At 64.5% G+C, this 19,119-nt stretch carries 20 protein-coding genes and 1 tRNA gene; 12 read left to right on the plus strand and 9 right to left on the minus strand.

The window, feature by feature from the left end; genetic code table 11:
• Window positions 1–23: 23 nt before the first annotated feature.
• Entirely contained in the window at window positions 24–2,171 is a 2,148-nt protein-coding gene (locus C1922_RS11950; protein WP_234413517.1) for a TonB-dependent siderophore receptor, read from the plus strand.
• Between the two features lie 223 nt (window positions 2,172–2,394).
• On the opposite strand, the gene C1922_RS11955 is transcribed toward C1922_RS11950, so the two are convergent.
• The 5 genes from C1922_RS11955 to C1922_RS11975 all read right to left on the minus strand — a co-directional run bounded on the left by C1922_RS11955 (window position 2,395) and on the right by C1922_RS11975 (window position 6,406).
• The gene (locus C1922_RS11955) at window positions 2,395–2,850 is read right to left on the minus strand and encodes a hypothetical protein (protein ID WP_108749955.1); all 456 of its coding nucleotides are present in this window, start codon (window positions 2,848–2,850) and stop codon (window positions 2,395–2,397) included.
• A 96-nt stretch (window positions 2,851–2,946) separates the two neighbouring features.
• Complete coding sequence (locus C1922_RS11960) at window positions 2,947–4,272, minus strand: XVIPCD domain-containing protein (protein WP_108749956.1); 1,326 nt, start codon at window positions 4,270–4,272, stop codon at window positions 2,947–2,949.
• A 24-nt stretch (window positions 4,273–4,296) separates the two neighbouring features.
• A complete protein-coding gene (locus C1922_RS11965) occupies window positions 4,297–5,160 on the minus strand; it encodes a hypothetical protein (RefSeq protein WP_108749957.1) in 864 nt (287 codons plus the stop codon).
• A gap of 75 nt (window positions 5,161–5,235) precedes the next feature.
• On the minus strand, window positions 5,236–5,643 hold the full coding sequence (locus C1922_RS11970) for a hypothetical protein (RefSeq protein WP_108749958.1): 408 nt from the start codon (window positions 5,641–5,643) through the stop codon (window positions 5,236–5,238).
• A 409-nt stretch (window positions 5,644–6,052) separates the two neighbouring features.
• Entirely contained in the window at window positions 6,053–6,406 is a 354-nt protein-coding gene (locus C1922_RS11975) for a helix-turn-helix domain-containing protein (protein ID WP_108749959.1), read from the minus strand.
• Window positions 6,407–6,508: 102 nt separating this feature from the next.
• Here C1922_RS11975 and C1922_RS11980 point away from each other — a divergent pair, with 102 nt between their 5' ends.
• The 5 genes from C1922_RS11980 (at window position 6,509) to C1922_RS11990 (ending at window position 12,060) form a co-directional block, all read left to right on the plus strand.
• Window positions 6,509–7,498, plus strand: coding sequence for an MDR family oxidoreductase (locus C1922_RS11980; RefSeq protein WP_108749960.1), 990 nt, complete (start codon window positions 6,509–6,511; stop codon window positions 7,496–7,498).
• 148 nt (window positions 7,499–7,646) lie between these two features.
• Window positions 7,647–10,400: a UvrD-helicase domain-containing protein gene (locus C1922_RS11985; protein WP_108749961.1), complete on the plus strand. Its 2,754-nt coding sequence runs from the start codon at window positions 7,647–7,649 to the stop codon at window positions 10,398–10,400.
• A 52-nt stretch (window positions 10,401–10,452) separates the two neighbouring features.
• A complete protein-coding gene (locus C1922_RS20760; protein WP_267896399.1) occupies window positions 10,453–10,587 on the plus strand; it encodes a hypothetical protein in 135 nt (44 codons plus the stop codon).
• Window positions 10,588–10,654: 67 nt separating this feature from the next.
• Window positions 10,655–11,281 carry a hypothetical protein gene (locus C1922_RS20405; protein ID WP_234413307.1) on the plus strand — a complete coding sequence of 209 codons (627 nt, stop codon included), beginning with the start codon at window positions 10,655–10,657 and terminating at the stop codon, window positions 11,279–11,281.
• Window positions 11,282–11,421: 140 nt separating this feature from the next.
• Window positions 11,422–12,060 carry a hypothetical protein gene (locus tag C1922_RS11990; protein ID WP_108749962.1) on the plus strand — a complete coding sequence of 213 codons (639 nt, stop codon included), beginning with the start codon at window positions 11,422–11,424 and terminating at the stop codon, window positions 12,058–12,060.
• 49 nt (window positions 12,061–12,109) lie between these two features.
• Here the strand turns inward: C1922_RS11990 and C1922_RS20685 are convergent, their stop codons facing one another.
• Window positions 12,110–12,388 carry a hypothetical protein gene (locus C1922_RS20685; protein ID WP_234413309.1) on the minus strand — a complete coding sequence of 93 codons (279 nt, stop codon included), beginning with the start codon at window positions 12,386–12,388 and terminating at the stop codon, window positions 12,110–12,112.
• Between C1922_RS20685 and C1922_RS20815 the strand changes: the two genes are divergently transcribed.
• Both C1922_RS20815 and C1922_RS11995 read left to right on the plus strand, forming a co-directional pair.
• Window positions 12,368–12,472 (plus strand): hypothetical protein, encoded by a 105-nt coding sequence (locus C1922_RS20815; protein WP_325051583.1) that lies wholly within the window; start codon window positions 12,368–12,370, stop codon window positions 12,470–12,472. The genes C1922_RS20685 and C1922_RS20815 overlap by 21 nt on opposite strands.
• 12 nt (window positions 12,473–12,484) lie before the next feature.
• Window positions 12,485–13,531 carry an XVIPCD domain-containing protein gene (locus C1922_RS11995; protein WP_234413310.1) on the plus strand — a complete coding sequence of 349 codons (1,047 nt, stop codon included), beginning with the start codon at window positions 12,485–12,487 and terminating at the stop codon, window positions 13,529–13,531.
• A gap of 106 nt (window positions 13,532–13,637) precedes the next feature.
• Here the strand turns inward: C1922_RS11995 and C1922_RS12000 are convergent.
• Both C1922_RS12000 and C1922_RS12005 read right to left on the minus strand, forming a co-directional pair.
• Window positions 13,638–13,727, minus strand: a tRNA-Ser gene (locus C1922_RS12000).
• 102 nt (window positions 13,728–13,829) lie between these two features.
• Window positions 13,830–14,822, minus strand: a complete 993-nt coding sequence (locus tag C1922_RS12005) for a LysR family transcriptional regulator (RefSeq protein WP_079222336.1) — start codon at window positions 14,820–14,822, stop codon at window positions 13,830–13,832.
• 124 nt (window positions 14,823–14,946) lie between these two features.
• Here C1922_RS12005 and C1922_RS12010 point away from each other — a divergent pair, with 124 nt between their 5' ends.
• Both C1922_RS12010 and C1922_RS12015 read left to right on the plus strand, forming a co-directional pair.
• Complete coding sequence (locus C1922_RS12010) at window positions 14,947–15,531, plus strand: NAD(P)H-dependent oxidoreductase (protein WP_108749963.1); 585 nt, start codon at window positions 14,947–14,949, stop codon at window positions 15,529–15,531.
• A gap of 147 nt (window positions 15,532–15,678) precedes the next feature.
• Window positions 15,679–16,029 carry a ligand-binding protein SH3 gene (locus C1922_RS12015; protein ID WP_108749964.1) on the plus strand — a complete coding sequence of 117 codons (351 nt, stop codon included), beginning with the start codon at window positions 15,679–15,681 and terminating at the stop codon, window positions 16,027–16,029.
• 279 nt (window positions 16,030–16,308) lie between these two features.
• Here the strand turns inward: C1922_RS12015 and serS are convergent, their stop codons facing one another.
• Window positions 16,309–17,589 (minus strand): serine--tRNA ligase, encoded by a 1,281-nt coding sequence (gene serS, locus C1922_RS12020; protein WP_108749965.1) that lies wholly within the window; start codon window positions 17,587–17,589, stop codon window positions 16,309–16,311.
• A gap of 113 nt (window positions 17,590–17,702) precedes the next feature.
• Between serS and C1922_RS12025 the strand changes: the two genes are divergently transcribed.
• Together C1922_RS12025 and C1922_RS12030 are read left to right on the plus strand one after the other, a co-directional pair.
• Window positions 17,703–18,341: an energy transducer TonB gene (locus tag C1922_RS12025; protein WP_108751580.1), complete on the plus strand. Its 639-nt coding sequence runs from the start codon at window positions 17,703–17,705 to the stop codon at window positions 18,339–18,341.
• A gap of 118 nt (window positions 18,342–18,459) precedes the next feature.
• On the plus strand, window positions 18,460–19,020 hold the full coding sequence (locus C1922_RS12030) for an energy transducer TonB (RefSeq protein ID WP_108749966.1): 561 nt from the start codon (window positions 18,460–18,462) through the stop codon (window positions 19,018–19,020).
• The last annotated feature ends 99 nt before the right edge of the window (window positions 19,021–19,119 follow it).

Genomic DNA, 19,119 nt, shown 5'->3' on the forward strand with positions numbered 1-19,119 from the left:
TCTCATTTGCAGCCACCCCCACACTGCCCATGCCCTCGAGACTGCTCCGTCGCCGCGCCCTGTGCGCCGCGCTCGCCCTGCCCTTAGCTATTGCCGCCCACGCCGCCGACAGCCCGCCTGCCGGCGTGCAGGATCTGGACAAAGTGGAAGTGCGCGGCCGCGCACAGACCCTGTACCGGGTGGACGACGCCGCCGTCGGCACCCGCACCGACACCCCGCTGACCTTGGTGCCGCAGTCGATCCAGGTACTGCCGCGCGAACTGATCGATGACCAGGCCGCCCGCCAGGTGACCGATCTGTACCGCAGCATCAGCGGCATTAGCTTCTTCAGCTACGCCGGCGTGACCCTGCGCGGCTTCCGCCAGGAAAACGTGCTGTACGACGGCCTGCGCGGCGATCCCTATGCCGGCTTTTCGGTCCCGCAGCTGTTCAACATCGAACGGGTGGAAGTGCTGAAGGGCCCGGCCGGTGCCCTGTACGGCGGCGGCGATGCCGGTGGCGTGATCAACTACGTCACCCGCAAGCCCAAGGCCACCGCCGAGCGCCGCATCGAGCTGCAGGTGGGCAACGAGGACTTCCGCGCCGCCTCGGTTGAAGGCACCGGCCCGTTGAACCGCAGCGGCAGCGTGCGCTACCGCGCGGGCATCTATGGCGATAGCGAATCGGGCGTACGCTGGAACACCGACAGTGAAAGCGTGATTGGCGATGCCTCGCTGGCCTTCGACGTGGGCGACACCGGCGAGCTGGTGCTGCAGTTCACCGATATCACCCAGAACCTGGGCGGCAACCGCCTGCGCGGCGTGCCGGTGGACGACAACGGCACCTTCCTGACCGACCGCCGCTGGAACCACAACGAGGCCAGCGATTTCCTGGACATGCGCGCCAAGGTGGCGCTGGCGCAGTATCGCTTCGCGCCCACCGATACGCTGGATGTGGATGTGGCGGCGCGCTGGTTCAAGAACAGCGAACACCAGATGTACCACGAGCCGATGGGGCTGATCGACCGTGACGGCGACGGCGTGGCCGAGTGGATGACCCGCCAGCTGCGCAACCAGATCCGCGACAACGACGCCGTCACCGCCAACGCCAATGCGGTCTGGCGCACCCGTACCGGTGGCATTGAACACAAGGTGCTGTTCGGCGCCGACGTGTACCAGACCGATGCGGACTTCACCGCGCAGACCGCCAACAGTGCCGACCTGGCCCGTGGCGCCGGCCCGGTGCAGGGCATTGACCTGTTCAACCCGGTGTACGGCGCCAGCACCTGGCATGACTACAACCTGGCCGCCCTGCCCTGGCGCGGCACCTCCACCCGCAGCCAGCGCTACGGCGGCTACCTGCAGGACGAGCTGACCCTGACCCCGCGCTGGCATGTGCTGGCCGGCCTGCGCTGGGACGGCTTCAAGGACGAAGACCGCATCGCCCACAGCAGCGTGGATGGCAACGACATCAGCTGGCGGTTGGGCAGCACCTTCATCGCGCGAGACGGCCTGAACCTGTACGCCAACGTGGCCAGCGGCTTCGTGCCGCAGAGCGCGGCGAACCAGAATTCAGCGGCAGGCGGTCCGTTCGATGCCGAGCGCAGCAAGCAGTGGGAAGTGGGCATGAAATCGCTGCTGGCCGACCGGGTAACCCTGAACCTGGCCGCCTACCGCATCGATCGCAGCAACATCGTGCAGGCTACCGGCGAAGTGGTGGGCGGGGTGAACCAACTGGCCGCGCTGGGCCTGGTGCGCAGCACCGGCATGGAGATGGACCTGCTGGCCGACGTGACCGAGCGCTGGGTGTTGAACCTGACCTACGCCTACAACGACGCGCGGGTGAAGGATGCCGGCCCGAACGGGATCACCAATGCCTCCGGCGATCGCTTCGCCAATGCGCCGCGCAACAAGCTGGGCCTGTGGACCCGCTACGACCTGCCCGCCCTGCATTCGGCCATCGGCTTTGGTGCCGATTACGTGGGTGAGCGCGTCAGCCTGGACGGCCAGCGGGTGAAGCCCTACGCCGTGTTCGACATGAGCTGGAAGACCACCTGGCAGCAGTGGCAGTTCCAGGCCAACGTAAAGAACCTGTTCGACAAGGTGTATGCCGCCAGCGGCTTCATCGAGCGCAACGGGCATTTCCCGGGAGAACCGCGGCGGGTCTACGTGCAGGCGGGTTACAACTTCTGAGGCGGTGCTGCGGGGCGCAGCGGGGGAAGTGGCCATCCACTTTCCCCGCCAACCTCAGTACGCGCGGGACAGCCGCGTCGAACGGGGGCCACACCTTGGTGGGCACGGCGCTGGCGCTGGCGCTGGGCATGCAAACATCAGAGCGTCCACGAAGGTGGGCGTCCATCGTAGCGGTGCAATGGTGCCTCACTCGGGTGGGCCTCTACCCGGGGCGGCGCCGCGCTCAGCGCACCTTGTACAACACCGCGGCCCCTGGACGCGGCTCGAACGCCGGCACGGTCTGCTGGGTGAGCGCGGTGCCCTTGGCATCCCACACCAGCGTTTCCACCGGGTACTCATCCTTCCGGGTCATCTGGTCGATCTTCGCCACGACCACCGCCGCAGCAGCCGGCACCTCCGGATTCCAGCCGAAAACCCCCACCCGGCCGTAGAACACGGCCGGTGCAGTGGCGTCGAGGCGGCGGTCCGGGCACATCACCAGGCCGCGGTCGAGCATGACGCGCAGTGCACCGACCGGCACCTTCTTCACCGTAGGCGCAGTGCGCTCGGTGCTGTGGCCAGGACAGACGTTGGCCGCGCGGGTGACCATGTCTTCGGCCACCTGGCGGTCGGATTGGGCCAAGGCCAGCGCCGGGGCCAGGCAGAGGCCGAACAGGACAAGCGGGGACTTCCGGGTCATTGCTGCGTTCCTTGAATGGGTTGCAAGCGAACTTAGCAATGGCTGCACGCGAAGTTGCAAAGGCGACGTGAGGCTTCGGTTACGTCGTCATGGCGCCTAGCCCATGCGCATGGATGGATTGTCCCGTGTCTGCAGGTCCATCTCCTGCTGCTGGCGCTGCACCTGGCTCTGCTCGCGGTCCACGCTGGCCACCTGCAGGCGCTGCAGCGACTGCTCGACCGGTGTCTGCACCGCGAGATCCGTCGGCATCGACGCGCGAAGATGCGCGGGGTCGTTTGGCTCGCCCTGCACCACAAAGACATTGCGGCCGGCAGGGTTGTCGCTCGTCTGCGCGCTCAGCATCACGTGGTCGGCCCGCTCCAGGTTGTGCTGGCGCGCCAGCGCCATCACGCTGGCGGTCAGGCGCTCGCTGCTTTCATCATGCGTGCGCCCGGCCTGCGCATCCAGAACAGCGACACCCTGTCTGACCTGTTGCAGCAGACCGTACTCGGCATGGCCCGGGCCGATATCGGCCAACCGGGTCGGGGCGAGGCGCGGGTCTGGCAGATCGTCCACCGACGCCGTGAGTGGGCTGCGCGTAATCGTGCGGAAGTTGTCCTCGGGATGGAACTGGCCTGCCTTCTGCTGGCGCTCCAGGCGAACTTCGCGGGCGTCGTTGAGCTCGGCAATGCGTACGGGATCGGTGATCTCGCTCATCGTCACATGGCCACCACCGGCGCTGACACTGGTCCACTTCTTGTCTCCCTCGAAGTACATGGCGTAGTAGCTGTTGCCGCCAATCACGTTTGGGTCGACCGACGAGCGACCTTCAAGGGCTTGGACGGCTTCATGCGCCGTCAACGTGAGTACGTAGCGACCGCCCTTCCATGCCCCCATCTGCGTTACGGCATCGGTACTGGTATCCCAGGCGCGCGTCATGCCTCGGTAGTCGTTGCTAAGCATGCCGGTCCAGATCTGCTCCATCTTCTGCGGACCTTCCTTGGCCAGCGCAGCCTGCAGCAGCACGCGCGGAGTCCAGCAGTTTGGATCAAGCCTGTGATGCTCGAAGGCACGATCATGCGACAGCATCACGTCCCTGCCCGGCAGGTTCAAGGCAAGATCCGGGCGTTTCAGGTCGAACCAGCGCTGCCTGCGCTCGAGGTCCTGCACAATCAGGGTCTGCCCAAAAGACTCCCATTCCCGCTCGCTCAGATTCGCGTTGGGGTGGCGGGAGCCATTGTCGTGCTGGTGCGACGCGTGGCTCTGCGCGTAACTTTTGGCAACACGTCCAGGCAGGCTGTCATTGCGCACCACTCCAAGTGCCAGCGTCCCGTAGCCGTCGGCGCCCTCCAGCTGCGACAGATAGTTCCAGTAAAGCTCGCGATTCCCGGACTTGGCGTAATGTCCGAGGATCTCCAGATTCTTTTGGCTCAATCCACTCATGCCTGCCTCCCTGTAGGCAAAAAATTACTTCACCTTGCTTTCCGCAAGGACGCGCCTCACAGCACTCTCCATGCGTTTCCAATCCTGCAGAAACACCCTGTTATAGCTGAGCATGATCGAAAGCTTGCTTTCGTCATCCACGAAGTAGTGCGTACAACCTGCCACTGTAGATCCAGGCATTTCCGTTACCTCGCTTCCTTGCACACGCAGGCCATCCTCACTGTGCTTCCTGCTGTCGCACTTGATGAAGGTGGTCAGGCGAGCCTGTGCATCACGGACCACGTACCAGTCACCTTCGTAAGCCGGGTTCCGCGGTGCCGGCCTGCCATAGCGGGCCTGGTACTGCTCTGAATACACGGCCATCTTCTCTTCATCGATGGCGTACGGAATCAAGCCCAAGGTTTCAGGCTGCGCGATACGCAGATCAAGCCTGGCAGCAGGATCACCGTGCTCCACCGAATCGCCCGCCGTACGGGCCTCGTCGCCCGAGTACCGTGCCAACGCTGTTTCGATGGGCACACGGTCGACGTAGTCAATGAGGACTTTGATCTCCTTTCGGAAATCGTTTGTGCGTGGATCGGCCCGCGCGCCTGGCGCCGTCGGCTTCATATCCGGCCATTCAATCACCAGGGTAACGCCCTCGCCCGGCCAGGGCGCAATCTGGCTGTCCAGATAATTGGCGGGAAACCGGAACGTCGTCGGACCGAGTTTCACATCCACCGGGGCGTCGGTGTAGGTATGCCCATTGAGGGTTCGGCCGGTCTGGGTTGCGCCCGTCATGGCAGGATTCCTTTCGTGTTCGTTGGACGGCGGCCGTGCACAGGCACCGGCACTTACTGCGACAGCAAGCGCCAGTACCAGGCAGCGGCCGGGGGACATCACGTGCATGGCCAATCCATAGCAGGGTTCCGGGGCCACTATAGGGAACCGGGTGTCAATGGGACAGGAACGGCGTCCCAACCTTCACGGCACCAGACTGCGTTCCACCTGCAGCGACAGCACCTGGCAGGCGTTGAACAGTCCGTCGATGACCGCCGAGGACGGGCAGCTGTCCGGATCGTCGCTCTCCCGCGCGACGTGGGCGGCGTGCAGCACGGCCGTCAGTGCGGTAATGCCCGACGCACTGCGGGTCGCCAGGGCCATATCGAACGCACGGCCCGGGCTGAGGCGGGTTTCGGTCCAGGGCTGGCCATCGGCCCGCGTGTTTTTGCCGAAGCTTTTCAGCAGGGCCAGGAAAGCGGATGACGCAGCGGATTCGGCGGATTCGCAGAGGGCATCCTCGAGCCTTTCGGCCAGGGCATTGGGAAGATCGCGCACGGCACTGCCGAGCAGCGCGTGCAGCCGGGGATAGTCGGGAAGACGGACGGACATGGCGGCAACCTCACGGTGTGGCCACCTGCAGATGCAAGGTGGCGGACGGTGCGGGTTGGCGTGCCGGATACATGATGCAAGAAGCCGGCGGATCGCGAGATCCCCACGCACCGTCCGCCATAAGCTGGCAGGCGGTGCATTGTCGCGGCCGCAGCGCTGGCTGCAACCGAGACGCCGCGCATCATGTAAGTTCGGGACGCCAATCCCGGCCAGGGCAGGTGCCTTGGCGAGGCGATGATTGCCGCACTTCTTCAACGCTTAAAAGTAGGGAAATTCCACTTCTGCGCGTAGTCGTGGCGGTAGCGTCACAGCGTGTCGAAATGCATGCAGGATCAGGTAATACGTCGACCGGAACTGTCGAGCCACACGGGTGATTCGGCCCGAATCGCCAAGCTGAACGCGACATCACTCACGCGTCAGCGGGGGCATCCGTCTGCTGATAGCCGCGATACGTCTCACCCCACTCGCGCATGGCCAGCAGCACCGGCACCAGCGTGCGACCGAACTCGGAAAGCTCGTACTCCACCTTCGGCGGCACTTCGGGGTAAACATGGCGGATCACCACCCCGTCGGCTTCAAGCTCGCGCAGCTGGCTGGTCAGCATGGACTGGGTGGCATTCGGCACGCGCCGGGTCAGTTCCATGAAACGCCGCTTACCGGTCATCAGGTGAAACAGAATGATCGGCTTCCACACACCGCCCATTACCGACAGCGTGACCTCTACGGCACAACCGCTCTTGTTGTCCCAACGCCTGCTACGCATACCTACTCCGGAAAACCATAGTACCTACGAAAAACCATCGTTCTTGTTGTAATAACGGTGCGAGCCTAGCATGGAGCCATCCCCTGAACGCGAGGCCCCACCATGAGTTTCAAGGCACTGCTGACCCGAAAGACCGACACCGGTGTTGCCACTGAACTGGTCGATTTCGATGAAGCCAACCTGATGGAGGGCGACGTCCTGGTACAGGTTGAATATTCAACGCTCAATTACAAGGATGCGCTGGCGCTGACCAACGAGCGCCCGGTGATGCGCACGTATCCGCTCATTCCTGGCATTGACCTGGCCGGCGTGGTGCTGGAATCCAGCACTGCCGAATTCAAGACCGGTGATCGCGTGGTTCTCAATGGCTGGGACCTGAGCATGGGCCACCACGGCGGCCTGGCCCAGCGTGCGCGCGTGCGTAGCGAATGGCTGAACAGGATCCCCGGCAACTTGACCACCCGCGATGCCATGGCCATCGGTACCGCCGGCTATACCGCCATGCTGTGCGTGCTGGCACTGGAAGATGCGGGTGTAACGCCGGACAAGGGCGATGTGCTGGTGACCGGCGCCAACGGCGGCGTGGGCTCGATTGCCGTGGCCATTCTTTCCAAACTGGGTTACCGCGTGGTGGCCGCGACCGGCCGTCCGGAACATGCCGAGTACCTGCACAGCCTCGGTGCGGCGGAGATCATCGACCGCGCGCAGTTCTCCGAGCCGCGCGAGCGGCCGGTCAGCAAGGAGCGCTGGGCCGGCGTGGTGGACGTGGCCGGTGGCCCTACCCTGGTCAACGCAATTGCCGAAACCAAGTACCGTGGCGCCGTGGCGGCATGTGGGTTGGCGCAGAGCGATGCGCTGCACGGGTCGGTCATTCCCTTCATCCTGCGCAACGTCACCCTGGCCGGCGTGGATTCGGTGAATGCACCGCAGGAGGTCCGGCAGCGTGCGTGGGATCGCCTGGCGACCGACCTCGACCCGCAGAAGCTGGAGAGCACCATCCAGCAGATCGGCCTGGCGGAGGTGCTGGATGTGTACGAACAGATCATCCCGGGCAAGGTGCGCGGGCGGATCGTGGTGGATGTGAACGCCTGAGATCTGTTGGCCAGCGGTGGTGCAACGCCATCGCTGGCGGCTGGCCCGCCAGACCGGAAACGCCGCGCACGGCACCAAGCCCCCTTATCATGGGGCTGTAAGGGCGCTTTACGCCCAGTGACGTACGCAAGGCAGTATCTGGATGTCTATGGAATGGCGCCCCTCGAGCTGGGGCCAGCGTGTGACCCGCTCGCCGGACTGGCGTCTGCGGCTGGATGGCGAGCAGGTCGAGCTTCTGATTGAGGGCCGGCAGTACCGGCAGCCACTGGATGACGCCCAGCGCCTGCAGGTGCGTCCGGGGCTGTTCTGGGCCAGGGTTGCGTTGCAGACCGAGGACGGCGAAACGCTGTCCGTGGACGGCCTGCCCAAGCGGCATGCCTCCCAGCTTTCGGCGGCCGTGCAGCACGTGCTCTTTGCGCGCACCACGCGCGGGCGCAAGGCGCTCTTTGAGGACATCCTGGGGCAGATCCAGGCATGGCTGGCCGAGGCCGACGCCCTCACCGACCGGGGCAGTGCCGGCCGCCGCTGGATCACCCACCAGGAACAGCAGGCGCTGCTGGCCGAGCGCCCCACCCTGCCCCTCGCTCCGGACGATCTGGAACGGCTGTTCCTTGACGAGTCCGTGCATGACGATCTGCGCGCCAGCAGCCACCTTGCCGCACTGGAAGCGCTGAACGACTGGTACCTCGACTGGCCCGCCGTCTGGGCGGACGCCAACGAGGCCATGACAACGCGCGAACTGGTGCTGGCCAAGGACTTCCTGGACCGGGTGGAAAGCAAGCCGCTGACCGAGGAGCAGGCCCGCGCGGTCATCTGCTTCGACAACTGCGTGCAGGTCGTCGCCGCAGCCGGCTCCGGCAAGACCTCCACCATGGTCGCCAAGGCGGCCTATGCCATCGACCGCGGCTTCGTTGAGCCCGAGCGCATCGTCATGCTCGCCTTCAACAAGGATGCGGCCAAGGAGCTGGAAGAGCGCGCGCAGCGCTCCTTCGACCGGCTCGGCATGGGCGACACCGTGGTCGAGGCACGCACCTTCCATGCGCTGGGCCTGGCCATCATCGGCAAGGCCACCGGCCGCAAGCCCGACATTCCCGAATGGGCCATCGACGCCACGCTGGGCTTCAACAAGCTGGCCGAGCTGGTGGACGACCTGAAGGACCGCTCGATCCACTTCCGTACCCAGTGGGACATGTTCCGCCTGGTGTTCGGGCGCGACCTTCCGCCGTTCGGTGCGGAGATGATGGCCGACGGCTACGACCGCGACGGCACGCCGTACATCCGCACCCTGCAGGGCGAGCGGGTGAAGAGCCTGGAAGAGTGTGTCATTGCCGATTGGCTGTTCTACAACGGCGTGGCGTACGACTACGAGCGCCGTTACGAATTTGATACCGCCACCGATACCCATCGCCAGTACCGACCGGACTTCTATTACCCGGACGCAGCGCTGTATCACGAGCACTTCGCGCTGGATGCCGATGGTCAGCCGCCGAAGCACTTCGCCAATTACGCTGAAGGCATGCACTGGAAGCGCCAGCAGCACGTGGCGCGCGGCACCGCACTGGTCGAGACGACCTCGTTTGGCCTGCGCAGCGGGCACGCATTGGAACATCTTGCGGAGAAGCTCGGCGACTCCGATGTCGAGCTGGACCCGAACCCCGACCGTGAGCTGCCTACCGAGGGCGCAAAGCCCATGCCGGATGCCGACCTGATCGGCCTGATGCGGACCTTCATTGCCCACGCCAAGAGCAACTGCCTGACGCTGGACGACCTGGCTGCGCGCCTGCAGCAGATGCCCGAGGACCAGTTCAAGGAGCGGCATCGGCGGTTCCTGGAAATCGCAGCGCCGGTCTTCCAGGCCTGGGACGAGGCGCTGGCGGACGAGCGCAGCATCGATTTCGAGGACATGTTGAACATGGCCGCCGGACTGCTGGAACAGGGCCATTATGAATCGCCCTACGAACTGGTGATGGCCGACGAATTCCAGGACGCCTCGCGCGCCCGCGCCCGCCTGTGCCGCGCCCTGGTAAACCGCCCGGGACGTTATCTGTTTGCGGTGGGCGACGACTGGCAGTCGATCAATCGTTTCGCCGGTGCCGATGTTTCAGTGATGACCGGTTTCCGCGAATGGATGGGGCACGGCCAGGTACTGAAACTGGAGCAGACCTTCCGTTGCCCGCAGGCACTGTGCGATATCTCCAGCCGCTTCATCAGCCGCAATCCCGCGCAGATTGCCAAGGCGGTGCGTTCTTCGACGCCAGCGATTGGGCCGGTGCTGCAGGCATTCCAGATGACCCGGCGCGAAGAAGTGCAGGATGGCGTTCGCCAGTATCTGGCCACGCTGCATCAGCAACTGCTGTCCGGTGCCGTGCCTCGCGGCCGCGACGGGCGCGTGACGGTCTTCATTCTGGGCCGGTACCGGAATGAGCGCAGCGCACTACCGGCGGACTGGAAGGCAGCGTTCGGCAGCACGATGGACGTGGAGTTCCTGACCGCGCACCGTTCAAAGGGACGCGAGGCGGATTATGTGATTCTGCCGGGAATGGTGAACCGCGGTTTCCCCAGCCTGCGAGCGGATGATCCGGTGCTTTCGCTGGCGATGCCCGAAGGCGATACCTTCCCGCTGGGCGAAGAGCGGCGGCTGTTCTATGTGGCGCTGACGCGCGCGCGGCGGAGTGTTGCGATGTTCACGCTGCAGGGCAAACGCTCGCCGTTCCTGGATGAGCTGGTGCAGGATGGCGTGGTGGCGGTGACGAGCGTGAAGGGTGTGGCGATCAATGAGGAGCGCTGCCCGGTGTGCAAGGTGGGGGTGTTCGTGGAGCGGAATGGGCCGCATGGGGCGTTCCGGTCGTGTTCCAGTTACCCGTTGTGCCATAACAAGCCGAGGGGTGGGCGACGCGGGTAGGCCTGGCCAGAGCGGATCGTATGGTCAGCGCACGCCTTGCAATGGCGCGCCGATGAACGTGAAGCTGAGAGAGCGCGTACTGTCGCATCTGCCCAAGAAGCCAGTCTGGGCTTCATCTTTCAAGGCGACACGCTCTGCCCAGCTGATCTACGATCCGGGCAATCCTGCAAACTGCGTCACGCCCTGAGAGCCATGCTTTGTAGTAAGCCTGTACTGGCGCCGCCCGGTAGCACCTCAATCAGCGACATGGATCGATGATGCTGACATTCCTACAGACCCTTCCTCGTGTTGTGTTGATTGCTTTGATCGCCGTTGCCGCCCCAGGCTGCAGCAAGGACCGTTCGTACCCTGTCTACCGCGAGAATCCTGCTCCCAAGGATGCCCTGCCGATCGTGATACGGGTCCGCAATGCGCCCGTGAGCGTCCCAACGCCCAAGATAACCGTCCTTTACGAAATTGACCCACGTTGCCTGCCGCCGATCGACAACTACGAGGGCGTGAACTACGAACCCAAATGGCATTCTGTTCAGTTGCAGGTAGAACGCATCAGTTCAACCGAATTCACCAGTAAGGCCTTCAAAGACGGAATGGCCGTTCCTGACTACTACGGTCGTGGCCCGTGCAACTGGACGCCCAACACCGTGCAAGCCTCATTTCCAATGGTCGTGGATGGCCGCTCAATCCACGCTAAAGTTGGCGCCGCATTCCAGAGACTTGAGGATGAGGGCAGCTCAACCACCTACGTAGAGAAGGCACTAAGACCGTTGATTCCAGCGCAGACACCTGAACGGGCTTGGACATTGTCCCAGACCATGTTCGAAAAGCGCCCGCTCGCAGATCACCCCAAGTACTTTGCGATAGATATGTCCTCAAGATTCTAAGATTGACCATCCGGGCGACACAGCGCGAATCAACGGTCTGGCTGGTCCAGCCAACTGCTTAACGCCCTGGAAGCCACGCTTTGTAGCAAGCCTGTATTGGCGCCCCCGAACAGCATCTCAATCGCCGACATGGACCGATCATGCTGACATCCCTCCAGACTCTTCCTCGTGTAGTTCTCATCGCCTTGGTCACCGCCGTCGCACCTGGCTGCAATGAGGACCGTTCGTACCCGGCCTACCGCGAGAATCCTGCTCCCACGGACGCGCCTGCTATCGTGATTCGGGTACACGATGCGCCCGTGGACGTCCCTGCTCCCAAGGTCTTCGTCTCCTACGAAATAGACCCGCTCTGTCTCCCGCCGATCGACAACTACGAGGGCGTGCAGTACGCGCCACAACGCCGGTCAGTGGTGTTTCCAGTGCAACGCGTCAGCAAGACCGAATTCACTTCCACAGTGTTCAAAGATGGGATGGAGGTCGCCGACTACTATGGCCGCGGACCATGTAACTGGACGCCACGCTTTGTGCAAGCATCGTTCACGCTGGACGTCGAAGGCCGCCCGATCGGACTAGCTATTCCCGCCTTCTTTCCAGAGATCGAAGATAAAGCGCGCTCTATTACATACGTGGAGAAGGCACTTAGACCACTGATTCCAGGACAGACACCCGAGCGAGCGGGCATCTGGCCCGACAGCCAATTCCAGAAGATCCCCGATAGTGAGCACTCAAAGTACTTCCCTATCGAGATTTCCACAAAGGCTGAAGGAGAGATTCGATGAATCCTGTTACCGCCGCCGCGCTCTCCAACAGCACGTATGAATCCCCCCCTTAGACGATGCGTTCATTACCGTTGCGGGCATCAAGTACTAGATACTGGCCAGACGCGACTCCAGTACCGGATATCAAGGCACCGTCTATCGCAGCCCAGCAACGAACGAAGTCATTGTTGCCCACCGCGGCACCGAGTTTGATCGCGAGCCACTGCTCGATGGCGGGATCGACGCTGCCATGGTTGCCGCCAGAATCAACCCACAGCTCGACGATGCCCTCGCGCTGACCAAACAAGCCATCAAGATGGCGAATGAAATGGGGTATGGCCCTGTACACGTCACCGGCCACTCCCTAGGTGGCGCGCTTGCACAGATCACCGCACATCACTACAACCTCCCCGGCGACGCGTTCAATCCCTAAGGCGCTGCCGGATTGGCGTACCGCATTCCCGAAGGCCAGCCCGCCAATGCGGCACCCTTCACCAACCATGTCATGGCAGGCGACCTGGTGAGCGCAGGCGGCCCCCATTACGGCAAGGTTGAGATGTGTGCGCTCCCCAAGGAACTGGAGGTTCTGCGCAACGCCGAACAGGGCCAACGCGTCGGGTCCCTTCTGGCACCTGGATTGAGGAGCGGGCACGCCATCTCCGCTGCCGTGGCGGTGCAGTTGGACGACTCCGATCGGGTGATTCATTTCCTTGATCGCATGACCGACAAAGGGCCGGTGCAGTCCGTCCTTGACGACCCAAGCGCACGGATCACCGCCCCCGACGACCTGCGCCGGGTCACTGAGTACCGCAGTGACATCCATCAAGTACGCATGGGAGCCACCGTTGTTGTAGGTGGCGGCCCAGGGCTACTACGTGACGGGATCAATCATCTGCGGGGCACCGAGGAACCCGGCGAGTACGCTCGCCGCGAGGCCGCAGCGGAACAACGGGCACACAGTGCGCTCAAACCTGGTGAGCGACTGACACAAGAATCAACCAACAAGGGCTCGCCTTCGCTGAGCAACCCGGGCTTCACACCCAAGAGTCCACTGCAGGAAAGCATCGAATCGACCCTGGACAAGATGAATCAAGATCCCAGGGACAAAGGGCACCCTGATCATCCGCTCTATCAACAGATCCGCAATGGTGTATCGGCCGTGGACTCCACGCATGGACGCAGCTTCGATGAAACCAGCGAACGCATCTGTGCCAGCCTGTTGGCATCGGCCAAGAGTGGCGGCCTGGATCGGGTCGATCACGTCGTCCTGGGCAACCCATCTTCCGACGGCTCTGGCCCGCGCATGTTCGTTGTGCAAGGTGAGCTCGACAACCCGGCACATCTGCGGGCATCGGTAGCCATCAGCGACGCGATCAACACCCCAGTGGAGCAGTCACTCGCCAAGGCAGAGCAGATCTCACAGGCCCAGCAGCAGGTTGCCCAGAAAGAGCAAGCTCACGAGCAGGCGCGAGATGCGACGCGCATTGGGTAATTGCTGCGCAACCGAACCCAAATCGCTCCGATTGCCGAAAGCGATGAGAGGATGCGCAGCCACGATGAAAAGAAAGCCCCTGTTTCCAGAGGCTTTCCAAATATTCTGGCGGAGAGAGTGGGATTCGAACCCACGGAAGGTTTAACCCTTCGCCGGTTTTCAAGACCGGTGCCTTAAACCGCTCGGCCATCTCTCCGTATCGGCCCAGCCTGCTGGCCGGGCACGCATTCTCGCACGGCCGGGCGATTTGCCCAAGACCGGCGTAACGCCGGGCGTGACCCGGCGCTATCGGCAGGCCTCAGCCCGCATCCACGGCCAAGGCGCCCAGGGCGCTGGCCTTGATCTTCTCCTTGGCCTTCTCGCACGCGCCACCGCAGTCCAGGCGTGAGGCCTCCAGCTGCGGCGGCAGGTGTTCGGCCAGGAAGTCGATGAACACGCGCACCGCCGGCAGCAGGCCACGGCGCGAGGCGAACACCGCATGGCACACGCCCTGCGGCAGCGACCAGTCCGGCAGCACCACTTCAAGTTCACCGTTGCGCACGGCTTCGGCGCACACGGTTTCCGGCAGCATGGTGATGCCGAAACCGTCCTTCACCATGCTCTGCAGCAGCGGGAAGTCGAAGCCGGCCACGCGCGGCTGCAGGTCCACCCGGCGTACTTCGCCTTCCGGGCCATGCAGTTCCCAGCGCTGGCGCGCCTCGTCTTCGCTGATGCTGAGGGTGACGTGCTGGGTCAGCTCTTCGGGGTCCTTCGGGCGGCCGGCGCGGTCCAGGTACTTCGGGCTGGCGACCAGCAGTTCCTGCACCTGGCCGAAGCTGCGCATGACCAGGCTGCCGTCGTCGTCCAGGCGCGAACGCACGCGCAGGGCCACGTCGTAGCCTTCATTGATGATGTCCACGCGGCGGTTGCTGATGTTCAGCTGCAGGCGCACCTTCGGGTACTGCTCCAGGAACTTGGGCAGCAGCTTGGGCAGCTGCATCTGCGCCAATGACACCGGCACGCTGGCACGTACCACGCCACGCGGCTCGGCACTCAGGCGGTCCACCACTTCGCGCGCGGCCTGGGCCTCGGCCAGCATCGTCTGCGCATGGCGGTGCACGCTGGTGCCGACGTCGGTGACGGCGAAGCGGCGCGTGGAACGCTGCAGCAGGCGCACGCCCAGGTCGGTTTCCAGCTGGCTGATACGGCGGCTCAGGCGCGATTTGGGGATACCCAGGGCGCGCTCGGCGGCAGCGAAACCGCCGTGGTCCACGACCATGGCGAAGTAGTACAGGTCATTCAGGTCATGCATACCCGAGTTCCATATCTAGAACAATTCGTGGCATTGAACCACCTTTATCCTGCCCATGCAACAACCTATCGTTCTCTCCGTCGGCGGCGAACCCGCCCCTCCTTCCCGAACATAGGTGACTGCCATGAAGCTTCTGCATCTCGACGCCAGCGTGCTTGGCGACAACTCCGTCTCGCGCCAGCTGACTGCGGCGGTGGTCGCCCAGTTCAAGGACCAGATCGACGGCCTGCAGGTCGATTATCGCGATCTGGACGCCAACCCGGTACCCCATCTGCGCAGCAGCTCGCTGGCCGGTGTCGATGCCGCCGAGGCGACCGACGCTGAACAGGTGATGCAGCAGTTCTTGGCCGCCGACATCCTTGTCATCGGCGCGCCGATGTACAACTTCAGTATTCCGTCCACGCTGAAGGCCTGGATTGACCGCGTTGCCGTGGCCGGCCGCACCTTCAAGTACACCGAGAACGGCCCGGTGGGCCTGGCCGGTGGCAAGCGCGTGATCGTGGTGAGCGCCCGCGGCGGCATCTACACCGATTCGCCGGCCGACTTCCAGGAACCGTTCCTGCGCCAGGTGTTCGCCTTCATGGGCATCGACAACGTCGAGTTCGTGCGCGCCGAGGGCATTGCCTATTCGCCCAAGCACCGCGAAGACGCCATTGCCGGCGCGCTGTCGGCCCTGCCGTCGCACGCTGCCGAAGAAGTGGCTGCGTAAGTACTGCGTTCCAGCGATCGGCGCCCTCCCCCCTCCTCGTCGGGGGCGCTGATTGCGGGCCGGGAGCCCCTCCCCCATCCCGGCCCACCCTGACGGCTCCGCATTGCGGGGCCGTTTTTTGTTGCGTGGGACCGGTAGGCTGGGGGCATGGATTACATCGTGACCACTGCGCACCGCAGCGAATTTCCGCAACCGATCACCCTGCGCCGTGGGCAGGCGCTGGTGGTGGGCGAACGTTATGAGGGCCCTGAGGGCTGGGAAGACTGGTTTCTATGCCAGGCCGAGGGGCAGGAGCCCGGGTTCGTGCCAGCGCCGGTGATCGGGCGAGATGCGCACGGTGGCGCGTTTGCCACGGAGGATTACTGCGCGCGGGAGCTGGATGTGGACCCGGGGCAGCGATTGCGCGGGCTGCGCACGCTGAATGGATGGGCGTGGTGCGTGCCGGAAGACGGCGAGCCCGGGTGGGTGCCGTTGGAGAAGCTGCGGGTGGTGGGGTGATCGCCGGGGTTCATCCACGCAGGGCATGGATGCAGTAGATCCACGCCATGCGTGGCTGCGGTGCCATGCAAGCAAGGCACCCACCGGAGCAGGAGCAGCGCCATGCAAGCATGGCACCTACCAAGGCTGAAGCAGTGCCATGCAAGCATGGCACCTACCAAGGCTGGAGCAGTGCCATGCAAGCATGGCACCTACCAAGGCTGAAGCAGTGCCATGCAAGCATGGCACCTACCAAGGCTGAAGCAATGCCATGCAAGCATGGCACCCACCCCAGCGGGCTCAGCCGATGGTTTCGATACCGCCCATGTACGGGCGCAGCACGTCCGGCACGGTGATGGTGCCGTCGGCGTTCTGGTAGTTCTCCATCACGGCAATCATCGCGCGGCCGACCGCCACGCCCGAGCCGTTCAAGGTGTGCACCAGTTCCGGCTTGCCGGTGGCCGGGTTGCGCCAGCGGGCCTGCATGCGGCGGGCCTGGAAATCACCGGTGTTGGAGCACGAGCTGATTTCGCGGTAGGTGTTCTGCGACGGCAGCCAGACTTCCAGATCGTAGGTCTTGATGGCCGAGAAGCCCATGTCGCCGGTGCACAGCAGCACCTTGCGGTACGGCAGGCCGAGCTTTTCCAGCACGACTTCGGCGCAGCGGGTCATGCGGGTGTGCTCGGCGTCGCTGTCTTCCGGGCGGCAGATCGACACCAGCTCGACCTTCTCGAACTGGTGCTGGCGGATCATGCCGCGCACGTCGCGGCCACCGCTGCCGGCTTCGGCGCGGAAGCACATGGAATGGGCGGTCACGCGCAGCGGCAGGCGCTCGGCGTCGACGATCTCGTCGCGCACCAGGTTGGTCAGCGGCACTTCCGAGGTCGGGATCAGGTAGCGCGTGGAATCACCCACGGCGGTCTTGAACAGGTCGTCCTCGAACTTCGGCAGCTGGCCGGTGCCACGCAGCGAATCGGCGTTGACCAGCAGCGGTACGTTGGTTTCTTCGTAGCCGTGTTCGCCGGCGTGCAGGTCCAGCATGAACTGGGCCAGGGCGCGGTGCAGGCGGGCGACCTGGCCGCGCAGCACGGTGAAGCGCGAGCCGGACAGCTTGGCCGCAGTTTCCGCGTCCAGGCCGGCGTTGCGCGCGCCCAGTTCAACGTGGTCCAGCACCGGGAAATCGAAGCTGCGCGGGGTGCCCCAGCGCGCCTGCTCGACGTTGTCGTTCTCGTCGGCACCAGCCGGCACGTCATCGGCCGGCAGGTTCGGGATGCCGGCGGCGATGGTCTCGATCTTCTCACGCAGCTCGTCCAGGGCCACTTCCGAGGCCTTCAGCTCGTCGGCGAATGCGGCCACTTCAGCCATGATGGCCGAGACGTCCTCGCCCTTGGCCTTGGCCTGGCCGATGGCCTTGGAACGGCTGTTGCGCAGGCTCTGCAGCTCCTGGGTACGCACCTGGATACGCTTGCGATCGGCCTCCAGGGACTCCAGGGCAGACACGTCGAGCTCGAAGCCGCGGCTGGTGCGCAGGCGTTCGGCGAGGTCGGCGGGCTGGTGGCGGAGCAGGGCTGGATCAAGCATGGCAGGTGTCGTGGTGGGTAACAGGGACGGGATTATCGCCTGTTATACGGATTTCTGCCGCCCGGTTCATTCCGGGCGTGGCAGAATCGGGGTACTTCACGCTGGTCTGGTCCATGTCTGCACCCCGCTCGTCCTCTGCCAAGTCGTTCACTGTGCACATTCCGCGCAACGCCCTGAAGATCGCCGGCATCGCCTTCGGCGTGGGCATTGCGCTGTTCGTGGTGGTCTGGCTGACCGGCCGCGACAAGGAATTCTTCCGCGCCGACCCGGCCACGGCCACCCCGCAGGAAACGGCGCAGATCGAGCCGCTGCCCGAGCCGTTGCCGGCCGCGGCGGGATCCAGCGACATGCCCGATGCCAAGCCGGCGCCACTGCCCGAAGACGAGGCGCCGAAGCTGGTGGAAACCGCGCCGCCGCCGCCCGCTGCGGTGGACCCGGCTGCCCCGACCCCGGGTACGGCCGCGCCGGCTGCAGCAACCTCGCAGCCGATGCCGATTGCCGAGCAGTCGCCCGCGCCCAGCTACCCGCCTGCCGCCCTGCGCCGTGGCGAAGCTGGCAGCGTGGTGGTACGCGTGGACGTGGATGCCACCGGCTACCCGAACAACGTAACGGTCATCCAGCGCAGCGGTTCGCGTGACCTCGACCGTGCGGCCACCGACGCCGTGCGCCGCTGGCGTTTCACCCCAGCGCAGAGCAACGGCCAGGCCGTGCCGGGCAGCATTGAAGTGCCGTTCGACTTCAAGCCCCAGTAACTGAACGGTGCCCGGCAGGCAACCTGAACCCTGCCGGTTGCGTTGACGCAACGCTGACACATTGCCACTGCTGCCCGGTCCAGACTCGGGGCGTCGTTACAGACGCGAGGAGCAAGCAATGGCGGCTACTACCCACCAAAACCTTCATTCGCCCCAGCTGCAGCAGGATGTGCCGCACCGGCCGACCTCGCCGTGGCTGTGGATGGCGCTGATCGTGGCAATGTTCGCAGCGGCTTTCGTCTGGCTGCGCTTCGCCCACCAGGAAGACGTGGCGCCGGCCCCGGTAGGCGAGCGCATGCTGCCGGCCACCGAAACACCGGTCGTTACTACGGCACCGGCGGCCCGCACCGCGGCACCGGCCAACACCACCCGACGCAGCGCTCCGGCTGTGAGCAACCGTGAGGCGCGCCCGCTGGCCAGCAATGCCAAGCCGACCTACCCCGCTGCCGCGCTGCGCAGTGGCGTGCAGGGCAGCGTGGTGGCCAGCCTGAACGTGGATACCCGCGGCAATGTGACCCAGGCCAGCATCGTGTCCCGCAGCGGCGAACGCAGCCGTGATCTGGACCGCGCCGTGATCAATACCGTGCAGGGCTGGAAGTTCCAGCCGGCCATGCATGAGGGGCGCGCCGTGGCCAGTGTGGTGCGCGTGCCGGTGGATTTCCGTACCGAACAGCGTTGATCGCGGACGAGGGGTTCGTGATGTGGCGGAGGCTTCGGCCTCCGCCTTTTTTTGCCCCGGATTGCCTGTTCGCCGGGCATGGCCCGGCGCTACCGGGGT

It is taken from the genome of Stenotrophomonas sp. ZAC14D2_NAIMI4_7 (assembly GCF_003086675.1).
GTDB lineage: Bacteria > Pseudomonadota > Gammaproteobacteria > Xanthomonadales > Xanthomonadaceae > Stenotrophomonas.

Bases quoted from the DNA above. Each gene is read 5' to 3' on its own strand.
- C1922_RS11955 (WP_108749955.1), bottom strand. From the start codon at position 2,850: ATGACCCGGAAGTCCCCGCTTGTCCTGTTCGGCCTCTGCCTGGCCCCG.
- C1922_RS11960 (WP_108749956.1), bottom strand. From the start codon at position 4,272: ATGAGTGGATTGAGCCAAAAGAATCTGGAGATCCTCGGACATTACGCC.
- C1922_RS11965 (WP_108749957.1), bottom strand. From the start codon at position 5,160: ATGCACGTGATGTCCCCCGGCCGCTGCCTGGTACTGGCGCTTGCTGTC.
- C1922_RS11970 (WP_108749958.1), bottom strand. From the start codon at position 5,643: ATGTCCGTCCGTCTTCCCGACTATCCCCGGCTGCACGCGCTGCTCGGC.
- C1922_RS11975 (WP_108749959.1), bottom strand. From the start codon at position 6,406: ATGCGTAGCAGGCGTTGGGACAACAAGAGCGGTTGTGCCGTAGAGGTC.
- C1922_RS11980 (WP_108749960.1), top strand. From the start codon at position 6,509: ATGAGTTTCAAGGCACTGCTGACCCGAAAGACCGACACCGGTGTTGCC.
- C1922_RS11985 (WP_108749961.1), top strand. From the start codon at position 7,647: ATGGAATGGCGCCCCTCGAGCTGGGGCCAGCGTGTGACCCGCTCGCCG.
- C1922_RS20760 (WP_267896399.1), top strand. From the start codon at position 10,453: ATGAACGTGAAGCTGAGAGAGCGCGTACTGTCGCATCTGCCCAAGAAG.
- C1922_RS20405 (WP_234413307.1), top strand. From the start codon at position 10,655: ATGATGCTGACATTCCTACAGACCCTTCCTCGTGTTGTGTTGATTGCT.
- C1922_RS11990 (WP_108749962.1), top strand. From the start codon at position 11,422: ATGCTGACATCCCTCCAGACTCTTCCTCGTGTAGTTCTCATCGCCTTG.
- C1922_RS20815 (WP_325051583.1), top strand. From the start codon at position 12,368: ATGGGGTATGGCCCTGTACACGTCACCGGCCACTCCCTAGGTGGCGCG.
- C1922_RS12005 (WP_079222336.1), bottom strand. From the start codon at position 14,822: ATGCATGACCTGAATGACCTGTACTACTTCGCCATGGTCGTGGACCAC.
- C1922_RS12010 (WP_108749963.1), top strand. From the start codon at position 14,947: ATGAAGCTTCTGCATCTCGACGCCAGCGTGCTTGGCGACAACTCCGTC.
- C1922_RS12015 (WP_108749964.1), top strand. From the start codon at position 15,679: ATGGATTACATCGTGACCACTGCGCACCGCAGCGAATTTCCGCAACCG.
- serS (WP_108749965.1), bottom strand. From the start codon at position 17,589: ATGCTTGATCCAGCCCTGCTCCGCCACCAGCCCGCCGACCTCGCCGAA.
- C1922_RS12025 (WP_108751580.1), top strand. From the start codon at position 17,703: ATGTCTGCACCCCGCTCGTCCTCTGCCAAGTCGTTCACTGTGCACATT.
- C1922_RS12030 (WP_108749966.1), top strand. From the start codon at position 18,460: ATGGCGGCTACTACCCACCAAAACCTTCATTCGCCCCAGCTGCAGCAG.